Annotated in this window: 13 protein-coding genes and 1 pseudogene; 7 read left to right on the top strand and 7 right to left on the bottom strand. The window is 71.3% G+C overall.

Annotated features, from left to right (window positions below; all coding sequences use genetic code 11):
- Window positions 1–435: 435 nt before the first annotated feature.
- Window positions 436–2,049, bottom strand: coding sequence for a hypothetical protein (locus PPSIR1_RS28725; protein ID WP_006974714.1), 1,614 nt, complete (start codon window positions 2,047–2,049; stop codon window positions 436–438).
- Window positions 2,050–2,131: 82 nt separating this feature from the next.
- Window positions 2,132–2,566 carry a hypothetical protein gene (locus tag PPSIR1_RS28720; protein WP_045116939.1) on the bottom strand — a complete coding sequence of 145 codons (435 nt, stop codon included), beginning with the start codon at window positions 2,564–2,566 and terminating at the stop codon, window positions 2,132–2,134.
- A 248-nt stretch (window positions 2,567–2,814) separates the two neighbouring features.
- Between PPSIR1_RS28720 and PPSIR1_RS28715 the strand changes: the two genes are divergently transcribed.
- Window positions 2,815–4,020 carry a hypothetical protein gene (locus PPSIR1_RS28715; RefSeq protein WP_157596079.1) on the top strand — a complete coding sequence of 402 codons (1,206 nt, stop codon included), beginning with the start codon at window positions 2,815–2,817 and terminating at the stop codon, window positions 4,018–4,020.
- An 18-nt stretch (window positions 4,021–4,038) separates the two neighbouring features.
- Here PPSIR1_RS28715 and PPSIR1_RS28710 read toward each other — a convergent pair whose 3' ends face one another.
- From PPSIR1_RS28710 to PPSIR1_RS44115, 4 genes and pseudogenes are all read right to left on the bottom strand, one after another.
- Window positions 4,039–6,306 (bottom strand): hypothetical protein, encoded by a 2,268-nt coding sequence (locus PPSIR1_RS28710; RefSeq protein WP_006974711.1) that lies wholly within the window; start codon window positions 6,304–6,306, stop codon window positions 4,039–4,041.
- Window positions 6,307–6,346: 40 nt separating this feature from the next.
- Window positions 6,347–8,965 (bottom strand): DEAD/DEAH box helicase, encoded by a 2,619-nt coding sequence (locus tag PPSIR1_RS28705; RefSeq protein ID WP_045116946.1) that lies wholly within the window; start codon window positions 8,963–8,965, stop codon window positions 6,347–6,349.
- 76 nt (window positions 8,966–9,041) lie between these two features.
- Window positions 9,042–10,298 (bottom strand): annotated as a pseudogene (locus PPSIR1_RS28700) (DUF6178 family protein); the annotation flags it as partial.
- A gap of 107 nt (window positions 10,299–10,405) precedes the next feature.
- The gene (locus tag PPSIR1_RS44115) at window positions 10,406–11,119 is read right to left on the bottom strand and encodes a hypothetical protein (RefSeq protein ID WP_006974708.1); all 714 of its coding nucleotides are present in this window, start codon (window positions 11,117–11,119) and stop codon (window positions 10,406–10,408) included.
- Window positions 11,120–11,321: 202 nt separating this feature from the next.
- Here PPSIR1_RS44115 and PPSIR1_RS44110 point away from each other — a divergent pair, with 202 nt between their 5' ends.
- From PPSIR1_RS44110 to PPSIR1_RS28670, 5 genes are all read left to right on the top strand, one after another.
- Window positions 11,322–12,215, top strand: a complete 894-nt coding sequence (locus tag PPSIR1_RS44110; RefSeq protein ID WP_006974707.1) for a universal stress protein — start codon at window positions 11,322–11,324, stop codon at window positions 12,213–12,215.
- Between the two features lie 107 nt (window positions 12,216–12,322).
- Complete coding sequence (locus PPSIR1_RS28685; protein WP_006974706.1) at window positions 12,323–12,829, top strand: GbsR/MarR family transcriptional regulator; 507 nt, start codon at window positions 12,323–12,325, stop codon at window positions 12,827–12,829.
- A 5-nt stretch (window positions 12,830–12,834) separates the two neighbouring features.
- On the top strand, window positions 12,835–15,465 hold the full coding sequence (locus PPSIR1_RS28680) for a PEP/pyruvate-binding domain-containing protein (RefSeq protein ID WP_006974705.1): 2,631 nt from the start codon (window positions 12,835–12,837) through the stop codon (window positions 15,463–15,465).
- 125 nt (window positions 15,466–15,590) lie between these two features.
- Complete coding sequence (locus tag PPSIR1_RS28675; protein WP_006974704.1) at window positions 15,591–17,696, top strand: LodA/GoxA family CTQ-dependent oxidase; 2,106 nt, start codon at window positions 15,591–15,593, stop codon at window positions 17,694–17,696.
- Window positions 17,697–17,708: 12 nt separating this feature from the next.
- On the top strand, window positions 17,709–18,857 hold the full coding sequence (locus PPSIR1_RS28670; RefSeq protein ID WP_006974703.1) for a tryptophan 7-halogenase: 1,149 nt from the start codon (window positions 17,709–17,711) through the stop codon (window positions 18,855–18,857).
- Here the strand turns inward: PPSIR1_RS28670 and PPSIR1_RS28665 are convergent.
- The gene (locus PPSIR1_RS28665; protein ID WP_006974702.1) at window positions 18,835–19,977 is read right to left on the bottom strand and encodes a lipoprotein N-acyltransferase Lnb domain-containing protein; all 1,143 of its coding nucleotides are present in this window, start codon (window positions 19,975–19,977) and stop codon (window positions 18,835–18,837) included. The two genes, PPSIR1_RS28670 and PPSIR1_RS28665, sit on opposite strands and share 23 nt — an antisense overlap.
- Before the next feature lie 145 nt (window positions 19,978–20,122).
- Between PPSIR1_RS28665 and PPSIR1_RS28660 the strand changes: the two genes are divergently transcribed.
- A partial coding sequence (locus PPSIR1_RS28660) for an IS5 family transposase (RefSeq protein WP_006973615.1) occupies window positions 20,123–20,668 on the top strand: 546 nt, incomplete at its 3' end.

Here is a 20,668-nt window from a genome sequence, read left to right as displayed (position 1 = left end):
GGCTGGTGGGCAATGGAGTTCGTACCCTCTACTGGGTATTGGGTCGCCCCCAGAGGGGGCGATTTTCTTTGGCGACGAGGGCCAGGTAGGCGGCTCGGAGCGTCCAGCCACAGTCAGCGCGGGACCGGGGGCGCTTCGTCGCTCCCGCTCCTTTGCTGAGGCTGGTGGGCAATGGAGTTCGTATCCTCTACTGGGTATTTGGGTCGCCCCCAGAGGGGGCGATTTTCTTTGGCGACGAGGGCCAGGTAGGCGGCTCGGAGCGTCCAGCCACAGTCAGCGCGGGACCGGGGGCGCTTCGTCGCTCCCGCTCCTTTGCTGAGGCTGGTGGGCAATGGAGTTCGTATCCTCTACTGGGTATTTGGGTCGCCCCCAGAGGGGGCGATTCTCTTTGAGCTTCGAAGCGCTGTGTTTGTCGCGGAGTAGCGGTGTCTCCCATCACTGGGGGTGCCGCTCTTCTTCTTTGGCGAGCAGTCGGACGGCGACCGTCAGCCCGACTCCGGCGACGCCCGACAGCAGGCCCAGGCCGATCACGGCATGCCACAGGCCTTGGGCGTGGCCGAGGGAAGACAGGCGCCACGAGCCAAAGGCGAGGGCTTCAAACTGGGCCGAGAGCATCGCCGCTTGGGTCTTGCCGTCGAGCCAAAACTCGAGCGCGGGCTGCTCGAGGCGCCAGTAGGCCAGGGGCAGGAAGCCGTCGAGGGTCCAGTCGGCCCCGTGGCGGAAGCTGCCCGGGGCCTCGCTGCGCCGGTTGATGTCGAACAGCACCTGGACCACGGAGTGCACGGCGAGCCAGGCCTGGAACAGCACGCTCAGGACCATGGCGGCGGCGAGGCCCACGCGCGCGGGCCTGGGGCGCTCCGGGCCGCGCTCGAACAGCTCGGCGAGGGGCAGGAGCAGGAAGGGGACCACGGGCACGAGGTAGCGGGGGCCGATCGCCCAGCCGCCGAACCAGTCGCTGCGGCAGGCGACGAACAGCCAGCGCAGGGCAAAGAGCACGAGCACGAACACGGCCACGGCCCGGCGCTCGCGGATCACCCGCGGCCAGGCGAGCAGCGCGACGATCAGCGGGGGCGAGTAGATCCACAGGCTCCGCCCGGGGGCGACGACCATGGCGAAGGCGTGCTCGAGCGGCCACTCCCAGTGGGCGTAGTGGTCGAAGCGCCCGGTCTCGAAGGGGCTGCCGTAGCGCAGGGCCTGGCTGAGGCCGAGCAGACCGAGGCCGCAGGCGCCGAGGCAGGCGGCGACGATCCACGCGCGGCGCTGCTCGAGGATCCGGGCGCGCCAGCTCGTGCCTGCGTCGCCCTCGGGCCACGCGGCGTAGGCCAAAAAGGCCGGGGTCGCGAGCAGGTTGAGGACGTGGACGTGGACCGTCAGGCCCACGAGGGCGGCCGCGACCCACAAGTGCGGCGCCGAGCCCTGGCTGCGCCAGCGGGCGACGGCCCACGCGGCGCCCAGCAACATCAGGGCGCTGAGCGGCTCGCTCAAGAAGGTCCCGGCGTAGGGCCAGGCGGTGGTTCCGAGGGCGTAGATCAGCGCCGTGAGCACGGCCGTCCGCGGGCGATAGCCGAGCTCGCCCAGCCACAGGCCCAGCAGCAGGGCCGCCAGCGGCGTCAGCAGGCAGTTGGTCAAGCTGGTGAGGCCGCGCTGCCAGTCGGCCTCGGGCCCGCGGGTGTGCCAGGTCGGGAGGTTCGAGCGCTGGACGTGGCGCCAGGTCTCGGGGACGCGGGAGGCCGTGGCGTCGGCGAGGGCGTAGAGGGGGACGGCGGCGACGGACAGGCCGTGGCCGAAGAAGCCGTAGCGCCTTCCGTCGCGCCCGGGGGCCCAGCCGAAGGTCCCCTTGGGCCGGTCGCGCCGCTCACCGCTGCGCTTGGCGATTCCTGGAATCGCAAAGGAGCCGCGCTCGGCGAGGCTCTGGGTGGTCTGAAAGACGATCTCGTCGTCGGGGTAGGTGATCCGCGCGGGCGCGGTGCAGGTGAACAGGCAGGCGCACAGCACGACGAGGGCCAGGTAGGCGGCTCGGAGCGTCCAGGCGGGCTTCGTCTCCTGCATGCGGGCGGGATTTTGCGGGCTCAACCAATGCCAGAGGGCGCGCCGGGGAGACGCGCCCTCGAGGGCCGTGCAAGCGGGAGGATCAGCCGCCAGTGCCCTGGTCGGGGTCGCTGATGCACATCGTGGCGTCGAAGGTGCAGCTCATCGGGTCGCAGGCCAGCGTGCCGCCGCCGTTGTAGCCGAGGGTCTCGCAGGTGTAGCCGTTGAGGTCGGTGCTGTCGCACTGCTCGCCGTCATCGATGACGCCGTTGCCACACTCCGCGCCGCCACCGGTGGTGGTGGTCGTGGTGTCGCTGCTCTCGTCCGTCGTGTCGGTGGTCGTGTCGGTGGTGGTGTCCGTGCCGACGTCGTCCTCGCCCGACTCCGTCTCGTTCATCATGTCCTCGACGGGACCGGTGTCCTCGTCCGCCTCGTCGGCCGACTGGGTCATGAACGCGTTGGGCTCTTCGGGGTCGTCACCACAACCAACGGAGAGCACCAGAACGGGGGCAATGAGGGCAAAGGCAAGCTTGCGCATGGCGAGGCCTAGGTTCGCTTTGAATGGGCGGAGCGTCAAGGAAAAAGCCACGCGGTCCTTGGCACGAAACGCACGAGATCGACGTTCCCAGGAGATCTGGGGTCGGCGTGGAGCGAGCTTAATCGCGGTGTTTCGCGATCGAATCCGAGCATTCCAAAACGTGTAGCAAGCCCGCATTGACGACCCTTCACCTTTGATCCGCCGGCATTTTGGGGACTCCGCGATCCGCGTGGTAGGGGAATTTCACCATGGCCGGAGACCAAGCTGGGGGCTTCGCTGGGCAGATCTGGGCACGAGCGGTGAGCACCCTGGTGTTTGCGACGCTCTGCGCGTGTCACGGCGGATCCGAGCCCACCGCCGCGCCCACGCCCGCGCCCGAGCGCGCCGGACCCAGCCTCGACGAGGACGACGAGGCTCTGCTCGCGACCTTGCTGTCCGAGGACCCCGGCGACTTTCACCGCTGGCGGGCCCGGGTGTGGCGCATGGGATCGCTGCGCTGGACGAGCGACGGCCCGACCTTCGCCGGCCGGCCGCGCACGGTCTCGAGCTCGATCGAGCGCGAGCTCGCGCGGCCCGTCGACGTCGTGGTCGTCGACGAGCAGGGCCCGCGGATCCTCTTGCCCCTCGAGCGCCTGCTCGACAGCGGCGAGGGGGGCGGCGGCGCCGTGGGTGCGTGGGCGGCCCTTCGCCTCGTGGCCACGCCGAGCACCGGCGACCTGGTCATGGGCCTGCGCCGCGAGCTCGCGCCCACGCCCTGGTTGACCCTCGCCGCTGGGTTGCCCGTGAGCCCCGTCGACGGCGACGGCGACGAGCTGCTCGTGCGCTGGTCCGACCGCAGCTGCGGCTTTGACCTCGACCTGGCCATCGATCGCCAGGACTTCGGCGCCCTCTACGAGCCAGGCCCCGCCGGGCCGCCCGACGACAGCGAGGGCGGCGAGCTGGCCGCGGACGAATTCCACCTGGCCCCGGGGACCGGGATCTATCCCGACGTCAAAGCCCGGGAGCCCCTTTTGGTCCTCGACGACTCCAAGGACGGCGTCCGCTTTGGTCACCGCGTGCGCGTGATCGAGGCACCTGCGCCCGCGAGCGCGGACAAGGGCAAGCGACCCAAGAAGTTCGCCCGCCAGGCCGTGGAGCTGCGCTGCAAGGGCGTCACCGTGCGCGGCTGGGTCCCTCGCTCGGCGCTCTTGGGCAGCAATACCCGCGTCGTCCGGGCGCCGGCCGAGTCCGCGCCCAACTCGAGCTGCGCCAGCAACCGCGCGCCAGGGGTCACCCGCATGCTCGTGGCGAAAGCCACGCCCTTGTTCGAGGCGCGCTCGGGGCCCGACGCGGAGCTCATCGGCGTGACCCGGGAGGCCGTCGAGCTGCCGGTGCAGGTCGACGGCGACGGCTGGCTCGAGAGCTGCGTACCCAGCCCCTGGGGCGACCTGACCTTCCGCTTTCAGGCGCGCTAGCAAGCTGCCTGCAGCCCGTTAGACCCCGGTGAGCTCGAGCAGCAGCCAGCCGTCCTCGCCGAGGTGGGCGGCGAGGTCGAGGAGGGTGCGCTCGCGCTCGATCCACGCGTCCTCGGCCTCCTCGTCCTGGGCCCAGCGGGCGGTCTCGGCCCGGGCGCGGAGCAGGGTGCGGTCGGGCGTGCGGAGTTGGTAGCTGATGAAGCAGTCGAGCCACATGTCGACCCAGGGCCTGGGCTCGGGGGCGGGGGTCTCGGGGGCGGGAGCGGGAGCTTCGGCGCCCGTGTCCGAGTCGCCGCCGCTCGCGTCGGTCGAGTCGGAGTCGGTCTCGCCGGAGTCGGAGTCGGTCTCGCCGGAGTCGGAGTCGGTCTCGCCAGAGTCGGTGTCCGTCCCGCCCGTGCCCGACTCGTCCGAGCCCCCCGTGTCTCCCGTGTCGCTCGCTTTTGCAGCTGGAGGCGCGACGGCGGGGGGGACCCCGTCGTGGATCGGGTCGCGGTGGGACGAGGCCGCGAGCACGCGCATGGCCAGCTCGGGGTGGGTGGTGCTCGAGAAGATCTCGTTGGTCGAGGGCAGCCCGCTGGGCGTGTCGATCGGCCGGAGCAGGCTGACGGTGCCGTCCTCGCGCTCGAGGTCGATGGGCTCGCCGAGCTCGAGGGCGAGGACGTCGATCCACAGCTGCACGACCTTGCGATGCTCCGGGAGCAGCTCGTCGTCGACGTCGCTGAGCTCGAGCTGGAGGGTCCGGGCGCGCTCGTAGGCCGCGCGGGTCTGCCCGGCGAGGGCGAGGGCCTGGATCTCCACCTCGCGCAGGCTCGGCCGAAACACGGCAGGCGCGACCGCGGCTTCGCTGGGGGCGTCGAGGGCTCGGGCGTCGGCGGCGATCTCGACCATGACCGGTTTGCGCAACAACGGGTCGAGGGTCGAGGCCGCGAGCAGGCGCAGGCCCGGGCCGAGCCACGCGAGCCTCGGGGGCAGCTGCTCGCTCACGAACTTCGCCCCGCGCATGGCGTCCTCGTACTCCCCGCGGCGGGTGAGCTCGACGGTGGCCTCGGCGGCCATCAGCGCGGCCTCCTGGCGCATCCACGCCGAGACCTCGAGGTGCTCGTCGACGAGCTCGGGCTCTCGCTTGGCGAGCTTGGGATCCTGGGCCTCGAGCTTCAGGACCTCGGCCCGCGCGACCAGGTCCGTGGCCGCGCCGAGCATCGCCTTGGGCCCGTAGAGCATGTCGCGAGCCCCCGGCCCGGAGCCCCCGAAGGACCACGCGCCCCGGGCCGCGCGGCCCACGTCGAGGCTGTAGCTGCGGCTGCCGTGATCGAGGAACCAGCGGCGCAGGGCGTCCTCGTCGACCTCGGGCTGGTTCAGGGCCTGGGCCAGGAGCGGGCGGTTGTTGCTCAGCTGCGGGTGGCTCACGTAGGCCCACCACGCATCGACCTCGCCCTGGGCCGCGGCGCGGGCGAGCAGCCAGCCGTGCAGCACCGGGTCGGGCGCGCCGTCTTCGATGAGGCCCTCGGCGGCGCCCCGGCGCGAGCAGGCCGTGGCCGCGATCGCCAGCCGGCGCTGGTCGAGGGGGGAGTCGGCGTCCTCCGCCTTCCGGCGCAGCATGTCCACGCCCCGAGGGGCCTTGTCGTAGAGGCAGCGCCACACCGCCCGGCGCAGGACATCGTCGACGTCCTCCTCCGTGGTGGGGTCGCGGGTGTCCATGACCCGCTCGATGGTGAAGCGCCTGCCTTGGACCAGGACCGCCCCGCGCAGCTCGTCGATGGGCGCGTCCGGGGCGAAGTAGCCCGCGTCGCCGCGGTTGAGCGCGTGCATGACGGCGTGGTCGATGGCGCCGTAGCGCAGCAGCAGCTCCGTCGGCGGCCCGTAGCGCTCGACGCCCGGGGTGTAGCCCACGCTCATCGCCAGCAGCTCCTGGGCGTGGATGTCCCGGAACTCCGGGTCGAACTCGCCGGCCACGGCCTCGCGCAGGGCCCAGCGGCGCTTGGCGTAGACGAAGGTCTCGTGCAGGTCGGTGGACTCGTTGGCGGTCCGCGGCATCACCCGGGCCAGGCGCGGCACGGCGCGCTCGCACTGCCGCTTCCACTCGCGGTCGCACGCGTTCAAGCGCTCCTGGGCGCGCTCGAGCTGCCACTTCGCCCCCCGGTTGAGGCCCACCCAGCCCAGGATCACGATCAGCACGCTCAGGGCCCAGCGCCGCCCCCGGTGCATGCCGAGGACTTGCCGGCGCGCGTCGTGATCTTCGGTGGCGCCCGCGAGCGGGATCTCGAGCTCGACGGGTCCGTCACTCACGGGCCCCAGGCTAGGTCGCCGTGGCGATGCTCCGCAAGCGTCAGCTGGCCACGCGCAGCACTCGGACCAGCGGCCCCTCGGGGGACCGATCCTCGCGCAGATCGACCTCCCCCTCGATGTACCAAAAGCCCTCGTCCTCGGGGTCGACGAGGGTCTGCCGCACCGTCCACAGGTGATCCTCGGCCTCGGTGATCAGGGTCTTGTCGGTCTGCCGCGCCCGCGGCCCAAACTCGAGGCTCGGGTATTGTTCGTAGTAGGGGCCCAGGGCGGCCTCGAGCCGGGCCTCGGTCCAGTCCTCGCCGGCCTCGTCGGGCATGGCCCGGATCGACGCGAGGGCCTCGTCCCAGTCCTTGCGGCTGAGCGCGTGGACCAGCTGGTGCAGCTCGGCCCGGATCCGCGCGCGGAACTCCTTGGCGTCGAGGGAGATGTCCGAGGGCTCCGGGCGCATGGCCTCGAGCTTCTCTTGGATCTCCTCGTCGAGGTCCGGGGCGCCGCTGAGCATGCGCTCCCACTCCTGGACCAGGCTCGAGTCCACGCGCTCGATGGTCGCCCGCAGCCACGCGATGGCGTCGACGACCGCCGGCGTCTTGTGGGCCTCGGGCACGGTCTGAGCCAGGACCTTGTAGGTCTGGTGGAGGTGGCGCAGCAGCACGCCCTCGCTGCGCGACAGGCCGTAGAGCTTGACGTAGTCGTTGAAGGTCGCCCAGCGCTCGTACATGTCGCGGACGATCGACTTGGGCCGGATGTTCTCCCCGCCGACCCAGGGGTGCTCGCGGCAAAAGGCGTTGAAGGTGTCGTAGATGAAGTCGGCGTCGGGCTTGGGGTAGCTGACCTGCTCGAGGGCCTCCATGCGCTGCTCGTACTCGACGCCCTCGGCCTTGAGCGCCGCGACCTTCTCGGACCGGGCCTTCTTCTCCTGCATCATCAAGATCACCCGCGGGTTCTCGAGGATGGCCTCGGCCAGGCTGATCACGTGCAGGGGGTGGAGCTCGTCCTCCTCGGGGCTGGGCAGCTTTTCGAGGGTCTCGACGAGGTACAGGCCCAGGGTCTGGAGCAGCGAGAAGTCGCGCTGGAGGCTGTCGGCGATCTGGACCCGCGCGCCCTTGGCCGGGTTGCCCGGGTTGGCCGGGTCGCGGGGCACGAGCGTCACGATGCCCGCCCCGCGCAGGGCCCGGAACAGCTGGGCCGCCTCGCGCTTGAGCTTGCGGACGATCACCGCCCGCTCGCCGGACTCCTCGATGAGCGCGAGCAGGTCCGCGTAGCCGCCGTCGGGCCGCGCCTGGGCGCTCGGGCGCTGCAGCATGTTGAGCATCATCCCGTGGTCGACGCGGAAGGCCGCGCGCAGGGTCGCCGGCTGCCCGCCCTCGAGCTTCTCGAAGGTCTTTTGGTCCCAGTGCACGTAGCCGCGCTCGGGGGGCTTTTTGCGCACGAACTTCTTGGGCTTCTTGCCCGGCTTGGCCGCGCCCCGGGCCTTGGCCTCGAGCTTCATGTTCTCGATCACGTGGGCGGGGGCCTGGGCGAGGACCCAGCCGCGGTCGTCGTAGCCCTTGCGCCCGGCCCGGCCGGCGATCTGCTTGAAGTCGCGGACGGCGAGGATCTTGGTGCTCTCGCCGTCGTACTTGCACAGCTTGGAGAACAGCACCGTGCGGATCGGCACGTTCACGCCGACGCCGAGGGTGTCCGTGCCGCAGATGACCTCGAGCAGCCCCTCTTGGGCCAGGCGCTCGATGAGCAGGCGGTACTTGGGCAGCAAGCCGGCGTGGTGCAGGCCGACGCCGGCCTTGATGAAGCGCTGGATGTCCTTGCCGTAGACCGAGTCGAAGCGGACCCCGCGGATCGCGTCGAGGATCTTTTGCCGCCGGTCACGGTCGATGAGCTTGATGGAGGTCAGCGCCTGGGCGAGCTCGGCGGCCTCGCGCTGGGTGAAGTTGACGACGTAGACCGGCGAGCGCTGGCCCTCGACGATTTCTTCGATGGTCTCGTGGATCGGCGTCTCGGAGTAGCTGAACTCCAGGGGCACCGGGCGCTGGTCCGAGCGGACCACCGAGACCTCCCGACCCGAGCGCTGGTGCAGCTCCTTTTCGAAGGGGTCGGTGTCGCCCAGGGTCGCCGACATCAGCATGAAGGTGGTCTGGGGCAGGGTCAGCAGCGGGATCTGCCAGGCGATGCCCCGGTCGCGGTCGGCGAAGTAGTGGAACTCGTCGACGATCGCGTAGTCGACCTTGGCCTGGTCGCCCTCGCGCAGGGCGAGGTTGGCGAGGACCTCCGCCGTGCAGCAGATGATCGGCGCGTCGTGGTTGAGGGCCGCGTCGCCGGTCAGCATGCCCACCCGCTCGGGCCCGAGCACCCGGCACAGGTCGAAGAACTTCTCCGAGACCAGCGCCTTGATGGGGCAGGTGTAGTAGGCCCGCTTGCCCTGCGCGAGCGCCCGAAAGTGCATGGCCAGGGCGACCAGCGACTTGCCCGAGCCCGTCGGCGTGTTGAGGATGACGTGGCGCCCGGCCATGATCTCGAGCACCGCCTCCTCTTGGTGGTCGTAGAGCTCGAAGCCCTGCTCCATCGTCCACTCGAGGAAGCGCTCGAGCATCTGATCGTCGCTGAGCCGGCCTGCGGCGCCTTCGCTGGGGAGGGGGACGCCGTCGATGAGCATGCTCGCCATCGCGGGCATCATCGACGATCCCCGCGGCGAACACCAATCGACGCCCCAGCCCCGAACACAGCCCTCGCGGCTGCGATCACGGGCGGGATCGCCAGCCGAGCCGAAACAGGCCGTCGACGCCGACGCGCTCGAGCGGGGCCCACGGGTCGCCCTGTCTTGCTCTCTCTGCGCGGTAGCGGTCGAGGCCCTCGGCCGTGATCTGGAGGGCTTCGCGGCTGGCCGAGAGGGGCTCGTGGGCGTCGCCGTCTCGACGACCGGCGGTCATCAGCACGTTGGCGAGGAAGGCCAGGCGGACCAGCTGGTGGGTGTGGCGATCGGGATCGTGGCGCTGCAGCGCCTGGAGGGCAGCTCGCAGGCGCGTCACGGCCGCAGTCTCGACGGGGCAAGATGCGCCTTCGGGGAGCGCTCGGTTGGGCGCGGGCTCGCCGATGGGCTCGAGCGCGTCGAGCCATGCCGGCGCGGGGGTCGGGGCGGTGGCGGGGGAAGGCTCTGCGGCCGCGAGCTGCTCGCGGACGCAGGCGCGGGTGATCGGATCTTCCTGGAGCGACGCGGCCCAGGCCTCGGGGTCGAGGGGGGTCTGCTCGGCCAGCTTCAAGAAGGCCTTCGCGTCCGCCGACGCGACGAAGCCCTGGGCCGCGCGGCGGTCGTTGCGGTCGGCCAGCGCGTCCGCCTCGACGGTCTCCTGCGCGCTCAGGATCGTCTGGAGACCGTCCTCCTCGCCCTCGAGGGCCTGCAGCGTGATCGCGTGGCAGCAGCCGAGCACGCGGGCGGTGCGCTCGTGGTCGACCCGGTCCAGGGCCAAGAGCGCGGCGACGGTCGGGTCCCAGCCCAGGCCGCGCTTGGCCACGAGGGTGTAGCCGTCGAGCTCGAGGTAGAGGCAGGCGTCGAGGATGCGCTCGGCGAGCTCGGCGTCCCGCCACGAGGCCCCGGCCATCGAGTGTCCGAGGGCGTCGACGTCGAGCACGAAGAGCTGGCCGCACAGGCCGGCGATCAGCAGCGCCTCGGGGAGCTCCAGCAAGCGTCGAGCGGTCAGGCCATCGCCGCCTTGCAGCAGCACGTCGAGCCACAGGGCGAAGCGCTCGGGCTCGAGCTGCTCCTCAGGCGAGCCGGCGCCGTCGGTCCACAGCTGCTCGTCGAGGACCGCGAGGGTCTGGGACGAGGTAGCGAGGGCCATGAGCTCGCCGGCGTCCTCGAGGCCGAGCTCGCGGACCAGCGCGCCGAAGCGCGGGGGCGGGAGGGCACGGAGGGTCTGGACCCGCGCGGGGTCGTCGAGCAGCTGAGCCAGCACGCGGGAGGTGGTGTCGGTCATGAGGCGCCCGGAGCGTAGGGCGGATGGCTCCGGCGTCCAGCGCTTTGCGACCTGTGGTCAGCAGCGCGATCTCATGGAGCTGGGCGCAGGCTCGCGCTAGGATTGGCCTAGCTGGAGCGCCGGCCCGCCGCTCAAAGCTCGATCTGCTCGTGCTCGATCAGCCGGCCCATGGCGCGCTCGAGCAGGGCCCGGGCCTGGGCGGTGTGCTCGTAGAGCATGCGGTGGATCTTGGCGTCCTCGTCGTTCTTGTTCTCGCAGTTCTTCGAGTAGTTCTCGAAGTCCGAGAGGTTCTGCAGCAAGGTCGCCAGGTGGTTGGGGCACTCGCAGTCGACGGCCGTGGAGATCTGCTGGAGCTTGCCGAGCTGGGCGTTGCTGTAGATGGGCGGCTCGACGTTGGGGGCCGCGCTCATGTCGGGCTCGGTCGGGGGCGGCGGCGCGCGCAGCAGGTTGCGGGCGATGAGGCCCATCATCTGGCAGCGCAGCATGGGCAGGTTCAAGGGCGAGCGCAGGGTGCGGATGCGCTGGCTGGAGATCTCGTCGAGGGTCGAGCGCTTGGCGTAGGCGTAGAGGGCGATGCCCAACTCGGCGCCGGTGCGATCGACGAGCTCGTTCATGCCTTCGGAGGGGGTCTCGCCGAGGAGCTCGATGTTGGCGAGGACGACCTGGGCCTTGGGAGCCTCTGTTCGGAAGGCCTCGACGTCCGTGCCGCTCCACACGATCTCGAGGTCGCTGGTCTCGTCGAGGTTGCTGCGTAGCTGCGCCGCGGTGCTCTCGTCGAGGACGGCGAGGGCGACCTTGCGCTTGGGTCGAGCAGTGCGGATCGTATTTTGGTCTTCGATCACCATCGCCGATGACCTAGTCCGCGGGGGTTCGGAGGCAGAAGATTTCGTCGCTGGCGTGGACAATTCTGGTCCAAAGCTGGCATCGAGCCGCGCTCCGTTGGCGCGCCCCGAGCGCAGTGTCTCGTGTCCGGTCCGTGCGCCGCGTTGGAGGGTCCCGCAGTCTCTGCCGTCGACGACTCGGTCCAACTCGGGCCATGCTCGGGCCATGGCCATGGCCAAGGACCAGGACATGCGCGTGGGTGTGGGCGTGGAGCTCGATGAGCAGCACATCGGCGCGGTGCGCTTCGTCGCGGCGATGGGAGCGGTCGGGACCGTCGTCGGGCTCCACGTGATCCCCGCGCCGGACTTCTTCGAGCCCGTCCTCGAGACGGGTGAGCTCGCCACCATCCGCGGGCAGGTCGCGCGCAACGTCACCCGACTCCTCGGCGGGGCGGGCATCGCCGAGGCGGCCCAGCAGGTCGAGGTCGTCGAGGCGCAGACCATCGAGGATGGGCTGAGCGGGGCGGCGGAGCAGCTGAAGCTGGATCTGCTGGTCATCGGGCGTCGAGCCAAGCGCGGCGCCGATCCCCTCGTGCGCCTGGGCGAGGTGACCCGCCGGGTGCTGCGTCGCTTGCCCGTGCCGCTGGTGACCGTGCCGCCCGAGTTTGGAGATAGGTCCGCCGGCGACCCGGGCCTCGGCGCGGGCCCGATCATCCTGGCCACGGACCTGAGCGAGCACTGCGAGGCCGCCGTCGACCTGGCCAAGGCCCTGAGCGCGCGCCTGTCTCGGCCCCTGCTCCTGGCCTACGGCACCGACGCGTTCTCGTGGGGCGTCTCCTACCTCTCGCCGGAGACCCGCGCGCGCCTCGAGGCGGAGGTGCGCGCGGGCGCGGACGCGAAGCTTCAGAGCTGGGCCGAAGCGCGGGGCCTGGGCGACGCCGAGCACCACGTGTTCACGGGCGACCCGGTCAAGGGCGTGCTGCAGCTCGTCGCCGAGCGCGACCCGGCGGTGCTGGTCACGGGCTCGCGGGGTCTGGGTCCGCTGCAGCGGGCGATCGGCGCGAGCGTGAGCACGGAGCTCGCCGCCTCTGCGCCCGTGCCGGTGGCCGTCACCGGCTAGGCGCTCGGCCACGAAGCTGTGCTTCACGGCAGTAAAAATCGTGAGTTTAGAAAGTTCAGTGTTGACTGAACATAATGAACAGCGTAGCTTTCCAGCAGCGAGATCGCATGAACGACGAGCTCTCCGCCTACATCGAGGACGTCGCGCTGTTTTGGGAGAAGCAGGGCCTGCCGCGGATCGCGGGGCGGATCGTCGCGCTGCTGTTGGTCTGCGACCCCCCGCAGCGCTCGGCCACGCAGATCGCCACGGAGCTCGGGGTCAGCAAGGGCAGCGTGAGCTCGATGACCCGGCTGCTGCTCGCGTCGGGGACCATCGAGGCCGTGGCCTTGCCGGGGGACCGGGCGACCTACTTTCGCCTGACCGCCGACAGCCTCGAGCGGAAGTTCAGCCGGCGCCTCGAGTCGATGATCGGCTTTCGCCGCCTCGCCGAGCGCGGGCTCGCGCTCATGGAGGACACCCCGCCCGAGCAGCGCGCGCGCTTGCGTCGGGTCGCGGCGCTCTACACCTTCCTCGAGCGCGAGCTCCCGCTGCTCCTCGACAAGTGGCACGCCGAGCGCGAGACCCTCGAGGCCTTCGAGGCCCTCGAGGCCTACGTCGAGAAAGAAGGGGGCTGAGCGAGATGGACGCGCTCCGAGTGTTCCCGGGGCCGCTCGCACCGGTCGAGCTCGTCGGCGGCAAGGCGGCCTCGCTGATGCGCATGCTCGAGGCGGGCCTGCCGGTGCCCCCGGGCGCGACCTTGACGACCGCCTTCTTCGAGCCCTGGTTCGCGCAGCTGCGCGAGACCTCGGCCTGGCGCGCGCTGGCGGCTGGTGAGCCCGAGTCCTGGACCTCGGCCTGCGCCGCCGTGAAGGCCGAGGTCCCCGCCCTCGAGCTCGACGCCCGCCAGCGCGAGGTCCTCGACGCCCTCGACTCGGCCCTGGTCGGGGAGCGCTTCGCCGTGCGCTCGTCCTCGCCGCAGGAGGACCTGGCCTCGGCCTCCTTCGCCGGGGGCTACGAGACCTGCCTCGGCGTCACCCGGGCGGGCCTCGAGGCCGCGCTGCGCCGCTGCTTCGCCTCGAGCCTCGACGCGCGGGTGCTCCACTACAAGCGCGCCCACGGCTTCGACCCCCTGGCCCCGAGCGTCGCCGTGATCGTCCAGGTCCAGGTCGCCAGCGAGGTCGCCGGGGTCGGCTTCTCCATCGATCCGCTGACCAACGACTACGACCACGCCGTGTTCGACGCGGCCTGGGGCCTCGGCGAGGTCGTGGTCTCGGGCGCCGTCTCGCCCGATCACTTCGTCGTCGACAAGCACGCGCGGACGATCCTCGAGCGCCGCCTGGGGACCAAGCAGCGCGCGCTGCGTCTCGACCCGGAGTCGGGCACGCGCGCCGACGAGCAGCCGCGCCAGGAGCTGTGCCTGAGCGACGCGCAGCTGCTCGAGCTCGCCGACGCGATCGGCCGCATCGAGGCCCTGTTTGGCTTCCCCGTGGACATCGAGTGGGCCTACGCGGAGGGCGAGCTGCGCCTGCTGCAGGCCCGGGCGATCACGGCCTGGGTGCCCCTGCCCGAGTCCATGGCCACGGCCCCCGGCGAGCGCCGCAGGCTGTACATGGACATCGGGCTGTCGGGAGGGCTGACCATCAACGCGCCCATCACCGCCCTGGGCGAGTCGTGGATGGCCGCGTTCACGGGCTGGCTCGTGCGCACCTACCTCGGCGAGCTGCCCATGACGATCGGCCCCGAGGATCGGCTGTGGATGCTCGAGGGCGGGCGCATGTACCAGGACCTGTCCAACCTGCTGCGGGTGATGAGCCCGGCGCAGCTGGCCAAGGGCCAAGAGCAGGCGGACGGTCTGAGCGCGGCGATCCTGGCCAACGTCGAGCGCGACCGCTACCGGGCGAGGCGGCGGCCGTCGTGGATGAGCCCGTGGCTGCTGTTCGCCTACCCGCGCGCGGTCTGGCGGATGCGGCGGGCGCTCGCCTGGGCGGCGCGGGCGGCTTGGGCCCCGGAGGCCGCCCGGCAGCGCTTCGACGCGGAGATCGCCGCCTTCGAGGCCGAGATGCGGGCGCTGCCCGAGGACGCGAGCGTCGCCGAGCTCATCGAAGGCTGGAGCCTGCGGGTGATCCGACACGTGATCGAGGTGACCATGCCGGGCATGGCGATCGGTCTCGGCGGGCTCGGGCTCGTCGAGCGCCTGCTGCCCGCCAAGGCGCAGGCGCAGCGGGAGGCGCTGACCCGGGGCTTCGAGGGCAACGTCGTGGTCGAGATGGGCGCGGCCTTGTTCCGCGTCGCCAACTTGCTCGAGCCCGAGGCGCGGGCGGACCCCGAGGCGCTCGCGGACGCCCTCGAGCGCCGCGCGCTCCCGGAGCCTGCCCTCGCCGCGTGGGACGACTTCCTCGCGCGCTTTGGCTGGCGCGGGCCCGACGAGGTCGACCTCGGCAGCCCCCGCTACGCCGACGCGCCGATCATCGCCGCGCGCCAGCTGTGCACCATGGGCGCCAGCGGCTTCGATCCCCAGGCCGTCCACGAGCGCAGCGTCGCGCGTCGACGGGCCGCGGCCGCCGAGGCGCTGGCGTGCGTCGGGCCCCTGCGTCGGCGCCTGCTGAGGCGAGCCTTGCGGTGGGTCGAGTGCTTCGCGGGCGTGCGCGACACGCCCAAGCACGAGTACCTGCTGTTCTTTGCTGCTTTGCGTCGGCGGGCTCGGGCCGAAGGCCAGCGCTTTGTCGGCGCGGGTCGCCTCGACGACGCCGAGGACTTCGTCCACCTGCGCCTCGAGCAGCTCGAGGCCGGGCGCGAGGACCCGAGCCTCGACCTGCGCGCGCTCGCGGCCAACAACGCGGCCGCCCACGCGCGCCTGCGTCGACTGGTCAAGCGCTTCCCCGCGGTGATCGACTCGCGCGGGCGGATCTTGGGTCCGGCGCCCAGCGAAGAGCGACCCGGTGAGCTGCGCGGCCACCCGATCTCGGCCGGGGTCGCCCGCGGGCGGGTCAAGGTCCTCGAGCGCGCGGACGCCAAGCCCGTGCTGCCCGGCGAGGTCCTGGTCGCGCACACGACCGATCCGGGGTGGACGCCGCTGTTCGTCAACGCTGGCGCCATCGTCCTCGAGGTCGGCGGCGTGCTGCAGCACGGAGCCGTGGTCGCCCGCGAGTACGGCAAGCCGTGCGTGGCAGGCATCCCGGGGCTGCTCGAGCGCCTCGAAGACGGCCAGCTCGTCGAGGTCGACGGCGGGGCGGGGGTGGTCCGGATCGTCCCGGACGACGAAGCCGTCTAGCGGGCCTGCTGAACGTCGAACACTCAGTTCCCACGCCGAATCCACGCAGCGCTGCGTGGACTTCTCAGCGCGCGAGGACCCAACGCGCCTACCATGGGCCAGCGACCCGTTGTCGACAGTGCACCATGGCAAAATCCAAGCGTTCTTCAAAGCAGCCCAAGACCCGCGCACGCAAGGTCAGGCGGAAAGCCAAAGCCAAGCCCGGACTCAGTCCGAAGATCGTCTCCTACGCCGTCTACCCGGCGCTCGGCGTCGCGCGGGTCGGCAACGCACCGGTCGAGTACTTCATGGCACCCGAAGCGCCGGGGGTGCTCCCCAATCCCGACGGGGACGTCCCCGGCCGCGAGCCCAGCTGGCACCCGGGCTGGAAGGACGCCCAGGGTCGGATCAAGCGGCAGGCGTGCCGCTTTCGCGTGTATGGGCTCGACGCCAAGGGCCGGGCGGTCGCCGAGGTCACGGCCGAGCACGCCCAGATCGAGTGGCGGGTCCACGTCGCCGCGCGCAAGGCCGCCTGGTACATGTTCAACAACGCGATGGACCTCGGCGACTACGCCAAGGAGTCGCTGATGCGCAACGCCGGGATCGCCCGGGACAAGCTCGCGATCACCCCGCCGATCTGCAGCATCTCGGGCGCGAGCACCAACGCCTCGGGCCGCGAGCGCCAGTACCGGATGCGCGGTCGGATCATGGGCACCCAGAGCGTGACCCTCGGCGAGCTGCGCACCGACGACGCCGGCCGCCTCGTGGTCCTCGGCGGCTCGGGCGACGCGGCCAGCTTCACCGACTACCTCAACCCGATCACGACCTTCGCCAACAACGAGGGCTGGTACGACGACATCGCCGACGGGCCGGTGCGCGCGACGATCCGCCTGGCCAACGGCGAGACCCACGAGGCCGAGCCCGCCGTGGTCGTGACCACGCCGCCCAACTACGGGCCCGGCTTGCTCGGCGTCGTGACCATGTACGACGTGTGCCGCGACCTGTTTTACCGCGAGGGGGTCGGCGGCGGCGAGCCCTTGCCGCGACCGGAGCGGCCCTCGTTCACCGACGACATCTACCCGATCTTCGAGCGCCTCTCGCGGACCCAGTGGGTCAACCAGGGCTTCTTCATGCTGTTCGGGGACGGCTCGCCGGCGAGCTTCAACGACCCCGAGCGGATCGCCCGCCTCGCCAAGCTCGGCGACACCCCGGCCCAGCGGCGGCAAAACGCTCGCGCCCGCGCGACGGTGTTTGCATGGTTTCGCGACCCCAACTCGAGCAAGGCCAAGCCCGCCAAGATCCCGCCCTTTTACGGCGACGCCTTCGGCGACTTCTCGGGCCTGCCCAACGACGAGCTCGCCGTCACGGCCACGCAGTACGCGTTCTTGCGTCAGTGGGCGGCCGGCGACTTCGAGCGAGACTGGCGTGGACGTCGGCGGCCGCGGCCCTTGAGCACGCTCGCGGTCTCGGCCCAGCCCGAGGCCCTCGATCGCGCGCACCTCGAGGACATCCTCGGCGGGCCCTTCCACCCCGGCATCGAGATCACCTGGACGATGCGCCGGGCGAGCATGTGGAAGGCGCCCTATCGCCTCGAGTTGCTGCCCGAGGGCGAGCAACCATCCGACGACTACGGTCCTATCCTGCGGCCCGAGCAGTGCCTCGGTGAGGACGGGCCGCTGCAGGCCAACGGCCCCGGCAGCCTCACGCGCTGGATGGGGACGCCCTGGCAGACCGACTCGGCCAGCTGCCTGTCGGGCTACGACGCCTCCTACTACCTGCCGCTGCCGAGCTTTTGGGCCGCGCGGATCCCCAACGAGGTCCTCAGCCGCTTCGGCTACGAGCGCAGCGCCGACACCAAGCTGACCGAGGCCCAGCGCCAGCGCCACTTCAGCCTCCGCGCCTATTGGCTGCGGGACCTCGCGCCCGACGGCAACGCGCGGCGCCAGGACATGGTCGCCAACTGGTGGAAGCTCGGCGTGGTCGCGCCGCGGCCCGCTCCCCGCGGCAAGGCCAACCTCAGCGACTCGCGCGTGGTCTGGATCGAGACCGGACGCAACGCGCAGTACACCAAGGACGACCCGACCCGCCGCCAGATCATCGCCGCCGAGCGGCGGGTCGGCCCGGCCCTCGACGGTCAGGGCAAGGCCGACAGCCACCTCGACGGTCCCAAGCACGCGCCGCCCGAGGGCGAGGACGCTCGCTCGGTCCCGATCGCCAAGCGTCGCCGTCGCTACACCCGAGAGGATCGCTAGCGAAGGTCGCGCGTGACCGCGCCCCGCGTCGCCATCATCGGCGGGGGTCCTGCTGGGGCCGCCGCCGCCCTCACCCTCGCTCGCGGGGGCGTCGAGGTCGTGGTCGTCGACGCGAGCCGGGGACCCGCCGAGAAGATCGGCGAGAGCCTGCCGCCGAGCGTCCGGCCCCTGCTCGCGCGCCTCGAGTTGCTCGAGCTGCTCGACGCCGCCGCGCACCGGCCGAGCTTCGGCAACCGCGCGAGCTGGGGCCAGGCCGAGGCCGCCGAGGAGGACTTCATGTTTGGACTCTACGGCGCGGGCTGGCACCTCGACCGGCGCCGCTTCGAAGCCGCGCTGGCGAAGGCCGCCGAGCAGGCCGGGGCCCGCTGGCTGTGGGACCACCACGCCGTCGACGCGCGCCACCCAGGCGGCGCGGGCGGCTGGCGGCTCGAGCTCGAGGGGCCGGAGTCGCTCGTCGAGCTCGACGCTCGCTTCATCCTCGACGCCACGGGCCGCCCGGCTCGCTTTGCGGTGGGCGCGGGCGCTCGGCGGATCCACCTCGATCGCCTCGTCGGCCTCGCCCTGCGCTTCGACTCCGCTGGACTCGGCGACGGGGAGGGGATGGACGGGATGGACGGCTTCACCGTCGTCGAGGCGATCGAGAGCGGTTGGTGGTACACGGCCCCGCTCAGCGGGGGTCGAGCGATCGCGGTCTACATGAGCGACGGCGACCTCTTCGACACGCGATCGGCTCGGACGGCTGGGGGCTGGCGTGCCTTGCTCGATGCGGCGCCCGAGACCCGCGCGCGCTTGCGGCCGTGGTTGGAGCGAGCGCTCGAGCCCAGCGCCACGATCGCGCGTGCTGGGAGCGCCTACACCTCGCCGCCAGCGGGGCCGGGCTGGCTGGCGATCGGTGACGCCGCCGTGGCCTTCGACCCGCTCTCGTCGCACGGGATCGGCTCGGCGATGACCACGGGCTACTACGGGGCTTGCGCGGCGGCTGAGGTCCTCAGCGGGGGCGCGGACACGGGGGCCCTGGCGACCTACGCCGACCTCGTGGCGAGCTTGTTCGACGACTACCTCGACCTGCTCCATCAGCACTACCGTCGCGAGCAGCGCTGGCCGACCTCTCCCTTTTGGGCTCGTCGTCGGGAGCGCCTCAGCCTCGACTCGGGTCGGTAGGCCCGAGCGCTCGGGACTCGGCCCACGCCAGCAGGCCCATGGGGACGAGCGCCGCCAGCGAGATCAGGGCGAGGGGCTGGCGGAGCACGCCGAGCGCGAGCCCGAGACCACAAGCGAGGAGCACCGCCACGCGGACCAGCGCGTAGCGGCGGCGATGCTCGGCGCGCATCAGGCCGACGCCGAGGTCCGTGGGCCAAAACAAGAGCAGCGCCTCGTTGTAGCGAAGCTCGGGCATCTGGCTGATCAGCGCCAGGGCCCACAGCGCGAGCCCGACCAGCCCGAGCAGCGCGCCCGCGATGCCAAAGCACACTCGCGACGCGCGGGGCCAAGCCAGACCCGCGAGGGCCGGCGCGCAGGGCAGGCTCACGAAGCCGAGCAGATAGGGCAGGCTCGAGCCCCGGGTGTCCGCGTGGACCGGGGGCGGACCCTGGCGCGCGTGGACGAGCTCGGGCGTGGCGGCGAGGCGCTGCTCGAGCTCGCTTCGCAGGTAGCGGGGCAAGAACATCGCCTGCCACGCGTCGATCTCCTCGTCGGCCGCGCGCCCGACGAGGAGCTGACCGAGGGCGGGGATCAGCGGCATGTCGGCGAGGCCCTGTTCGCCGTACTCGCGATAGCTGCGCTTGGTCGAGGTGCCCGAGTCGAGGGAGAGCGCGCCCTCGGTCGCCTCGTCGAGGAGATCGCGGATCCGCGTCGTGCAGTTGTCCTGGAAGTGGTGGTAGTCGTAGTTGGCCTCGGGGCTCTCGCCGTCAAACTGGGCAGCGTCGGCCTCGAGCTTGGCGGCGACGGCCTCGGCCTGCGCGGGCGTGAGCGGCAGGCGCTGGCGCCAGACCGTGCGGTCCTCGGCGACGTAGACGGCGAGCATGCGATCGAGGCGCCACTTCGAGACCCAAAAGGGCGCGTCGCCCTGGACGAAGGCCCAGCCGAGCTCGCGCGGCGGCGAGCCGAAGTCGGTGGTCCCGTAGTTGAAGCAGACCGAGCGCTCGGGGCGTTCGTCGTCGACCGTGCAGATCGCCGCGTGGCCAAAGCGGTGGAAGAGGGCGTCGCCCGTGCCCATGGTGTAGACGTCGATCTGCGGCGCAGAGAGCAGCAGGGCCGCAGCGGCGAGGTGCGAGAGCAGCAAGGTGCGACCAAGGTACTACGAGCCATGGCGGCGCTCGGAAGCGACTAGCAGGACATCGGAAAAAGACCTCGACATCAACGACCGCGCATGATCTATCGAAGTCATGCGTGGCCGTCAGCCGAAGCAAGCCTCGATGCTGTGTTTGATGAACATCGAGGAGCAGATCCCCGAGGATCACCCGCTGCGCGAGATCAAGGAGGTCGCGGACGCCGCTCTCAAGCGGATGGATCGGACCTTCGACCGCATGTACTCGAAGCGTGGTCGGCGTTCGGTGCCGCCCGAGCGCCTGCTCAAGTCGATGCTCCTGATGGCGCTGTATTCGATCCCCAGCGAAGTCCGGCTGTGCGAGCAGCTGCGCTACAACATGCTGTTTCGCTGGTTTCTGGGCATGGACATGGTCGAGACGCCCTTCGATCACTGCGCGTTCTCGGACAACCGAGACCGACTGCTCGAGTACCAGGCCACGCGCAAGTTCTTCGAGCACGTGGTCGCCGAGGCGCAGGCGCGCCGTCTGATGAGCAAGGACCACTTCTCGGTCGATGGAACGCTGCTCGACGCGTGGGCCTCGATGAAGAGCTTCCGGCCCAAGGACGAAGACGACAGCGACAACGACAACAACGGCTTCGCGGACTTCAAGGGAAGCAAGCGCAGCAACAAGACCCACGAGTCCAAGACAGACCCCGAGGCCAAG

Source organism: Plesiocystis pacifica SIR-1 (assembly GCF_000170895.1).
Lineage (GTDB): Bacteria > Myxococcota_A > Polyangia > Nannocystales > Nannocystaceae > Plesiocystis > Plesiocystis pacifica.
The sequence above is the reverse complement of the archived record's forward strand: the minus strand, read 5'-3'. Positions and strand labels throughout refer to the sequence as shown.

Coding starts and splice junctions, on each gene's coding strand:
- PPSIR1_RS28725 (WP_006974714.1), bottom strand. CDS start 2,049: ATGCAGGAGACGAAGCCCGCCTGGACGCTCCGAGCCGCCTACCTGGCC.
- PPSIR1_RS28720 (WP_045116939.1), bottom strand. CDS start 2,566: ATGCGCAAGCTTGCCTTTGCCCTCATTGCCCCCGTTCTGGTGCTCTCC.
- PPSIR1_RS28715 (WP_157596079.1), top strand. CDS start 2,815: ATGGCCGGAGACCAAGCTGGGGGCTTCGCTGGGCAGATCTGGGCACGA.
- PPSIR1_RS28705 (WP_045116946.1), bottom strand. CDS start 8,965: ATGGCGAGCATGCTCATCGACGGCGTCCCCCTCCCCAGCGAAGGCGCC.
- PPSIR1_RS44115 (WP_006974708.1), bottom strand. CDS start 11,119: ATGGTGATCGAAGACCAAAATACGATCCGCACTGCTCGACCCAAGCGC.
- PPSIR1_RS44110 (WP_006974707.1), top strand. CDS start 11,322: ATGGCCATGGCCAAGGACCAGGACATGCGCGTGGGTGTGGGCGTGGAG.
- PPSIR1_RS28685 (WP_006974706.1), top strand. CDS start 12,323: ATGAACGACGAGCTCTCCGCCTACATCGAGGACGTCGCGCTGTTTTGG.
- PPSIR1_RS28680 (WP_006974705.1), top strand. CDS start 12,835: ATGGACGCGCTCCGAGTGTTCCCGGGGCCGCTCGCACCGGTCGAGCTC.
- PPSIR1_RS28675 (WP_006974704.1), top strand. CDS start 15,591: ATGGCAAAATCCAAGCGTTCTTCAAAGCAGCCCAAGACCCGCGCACGC.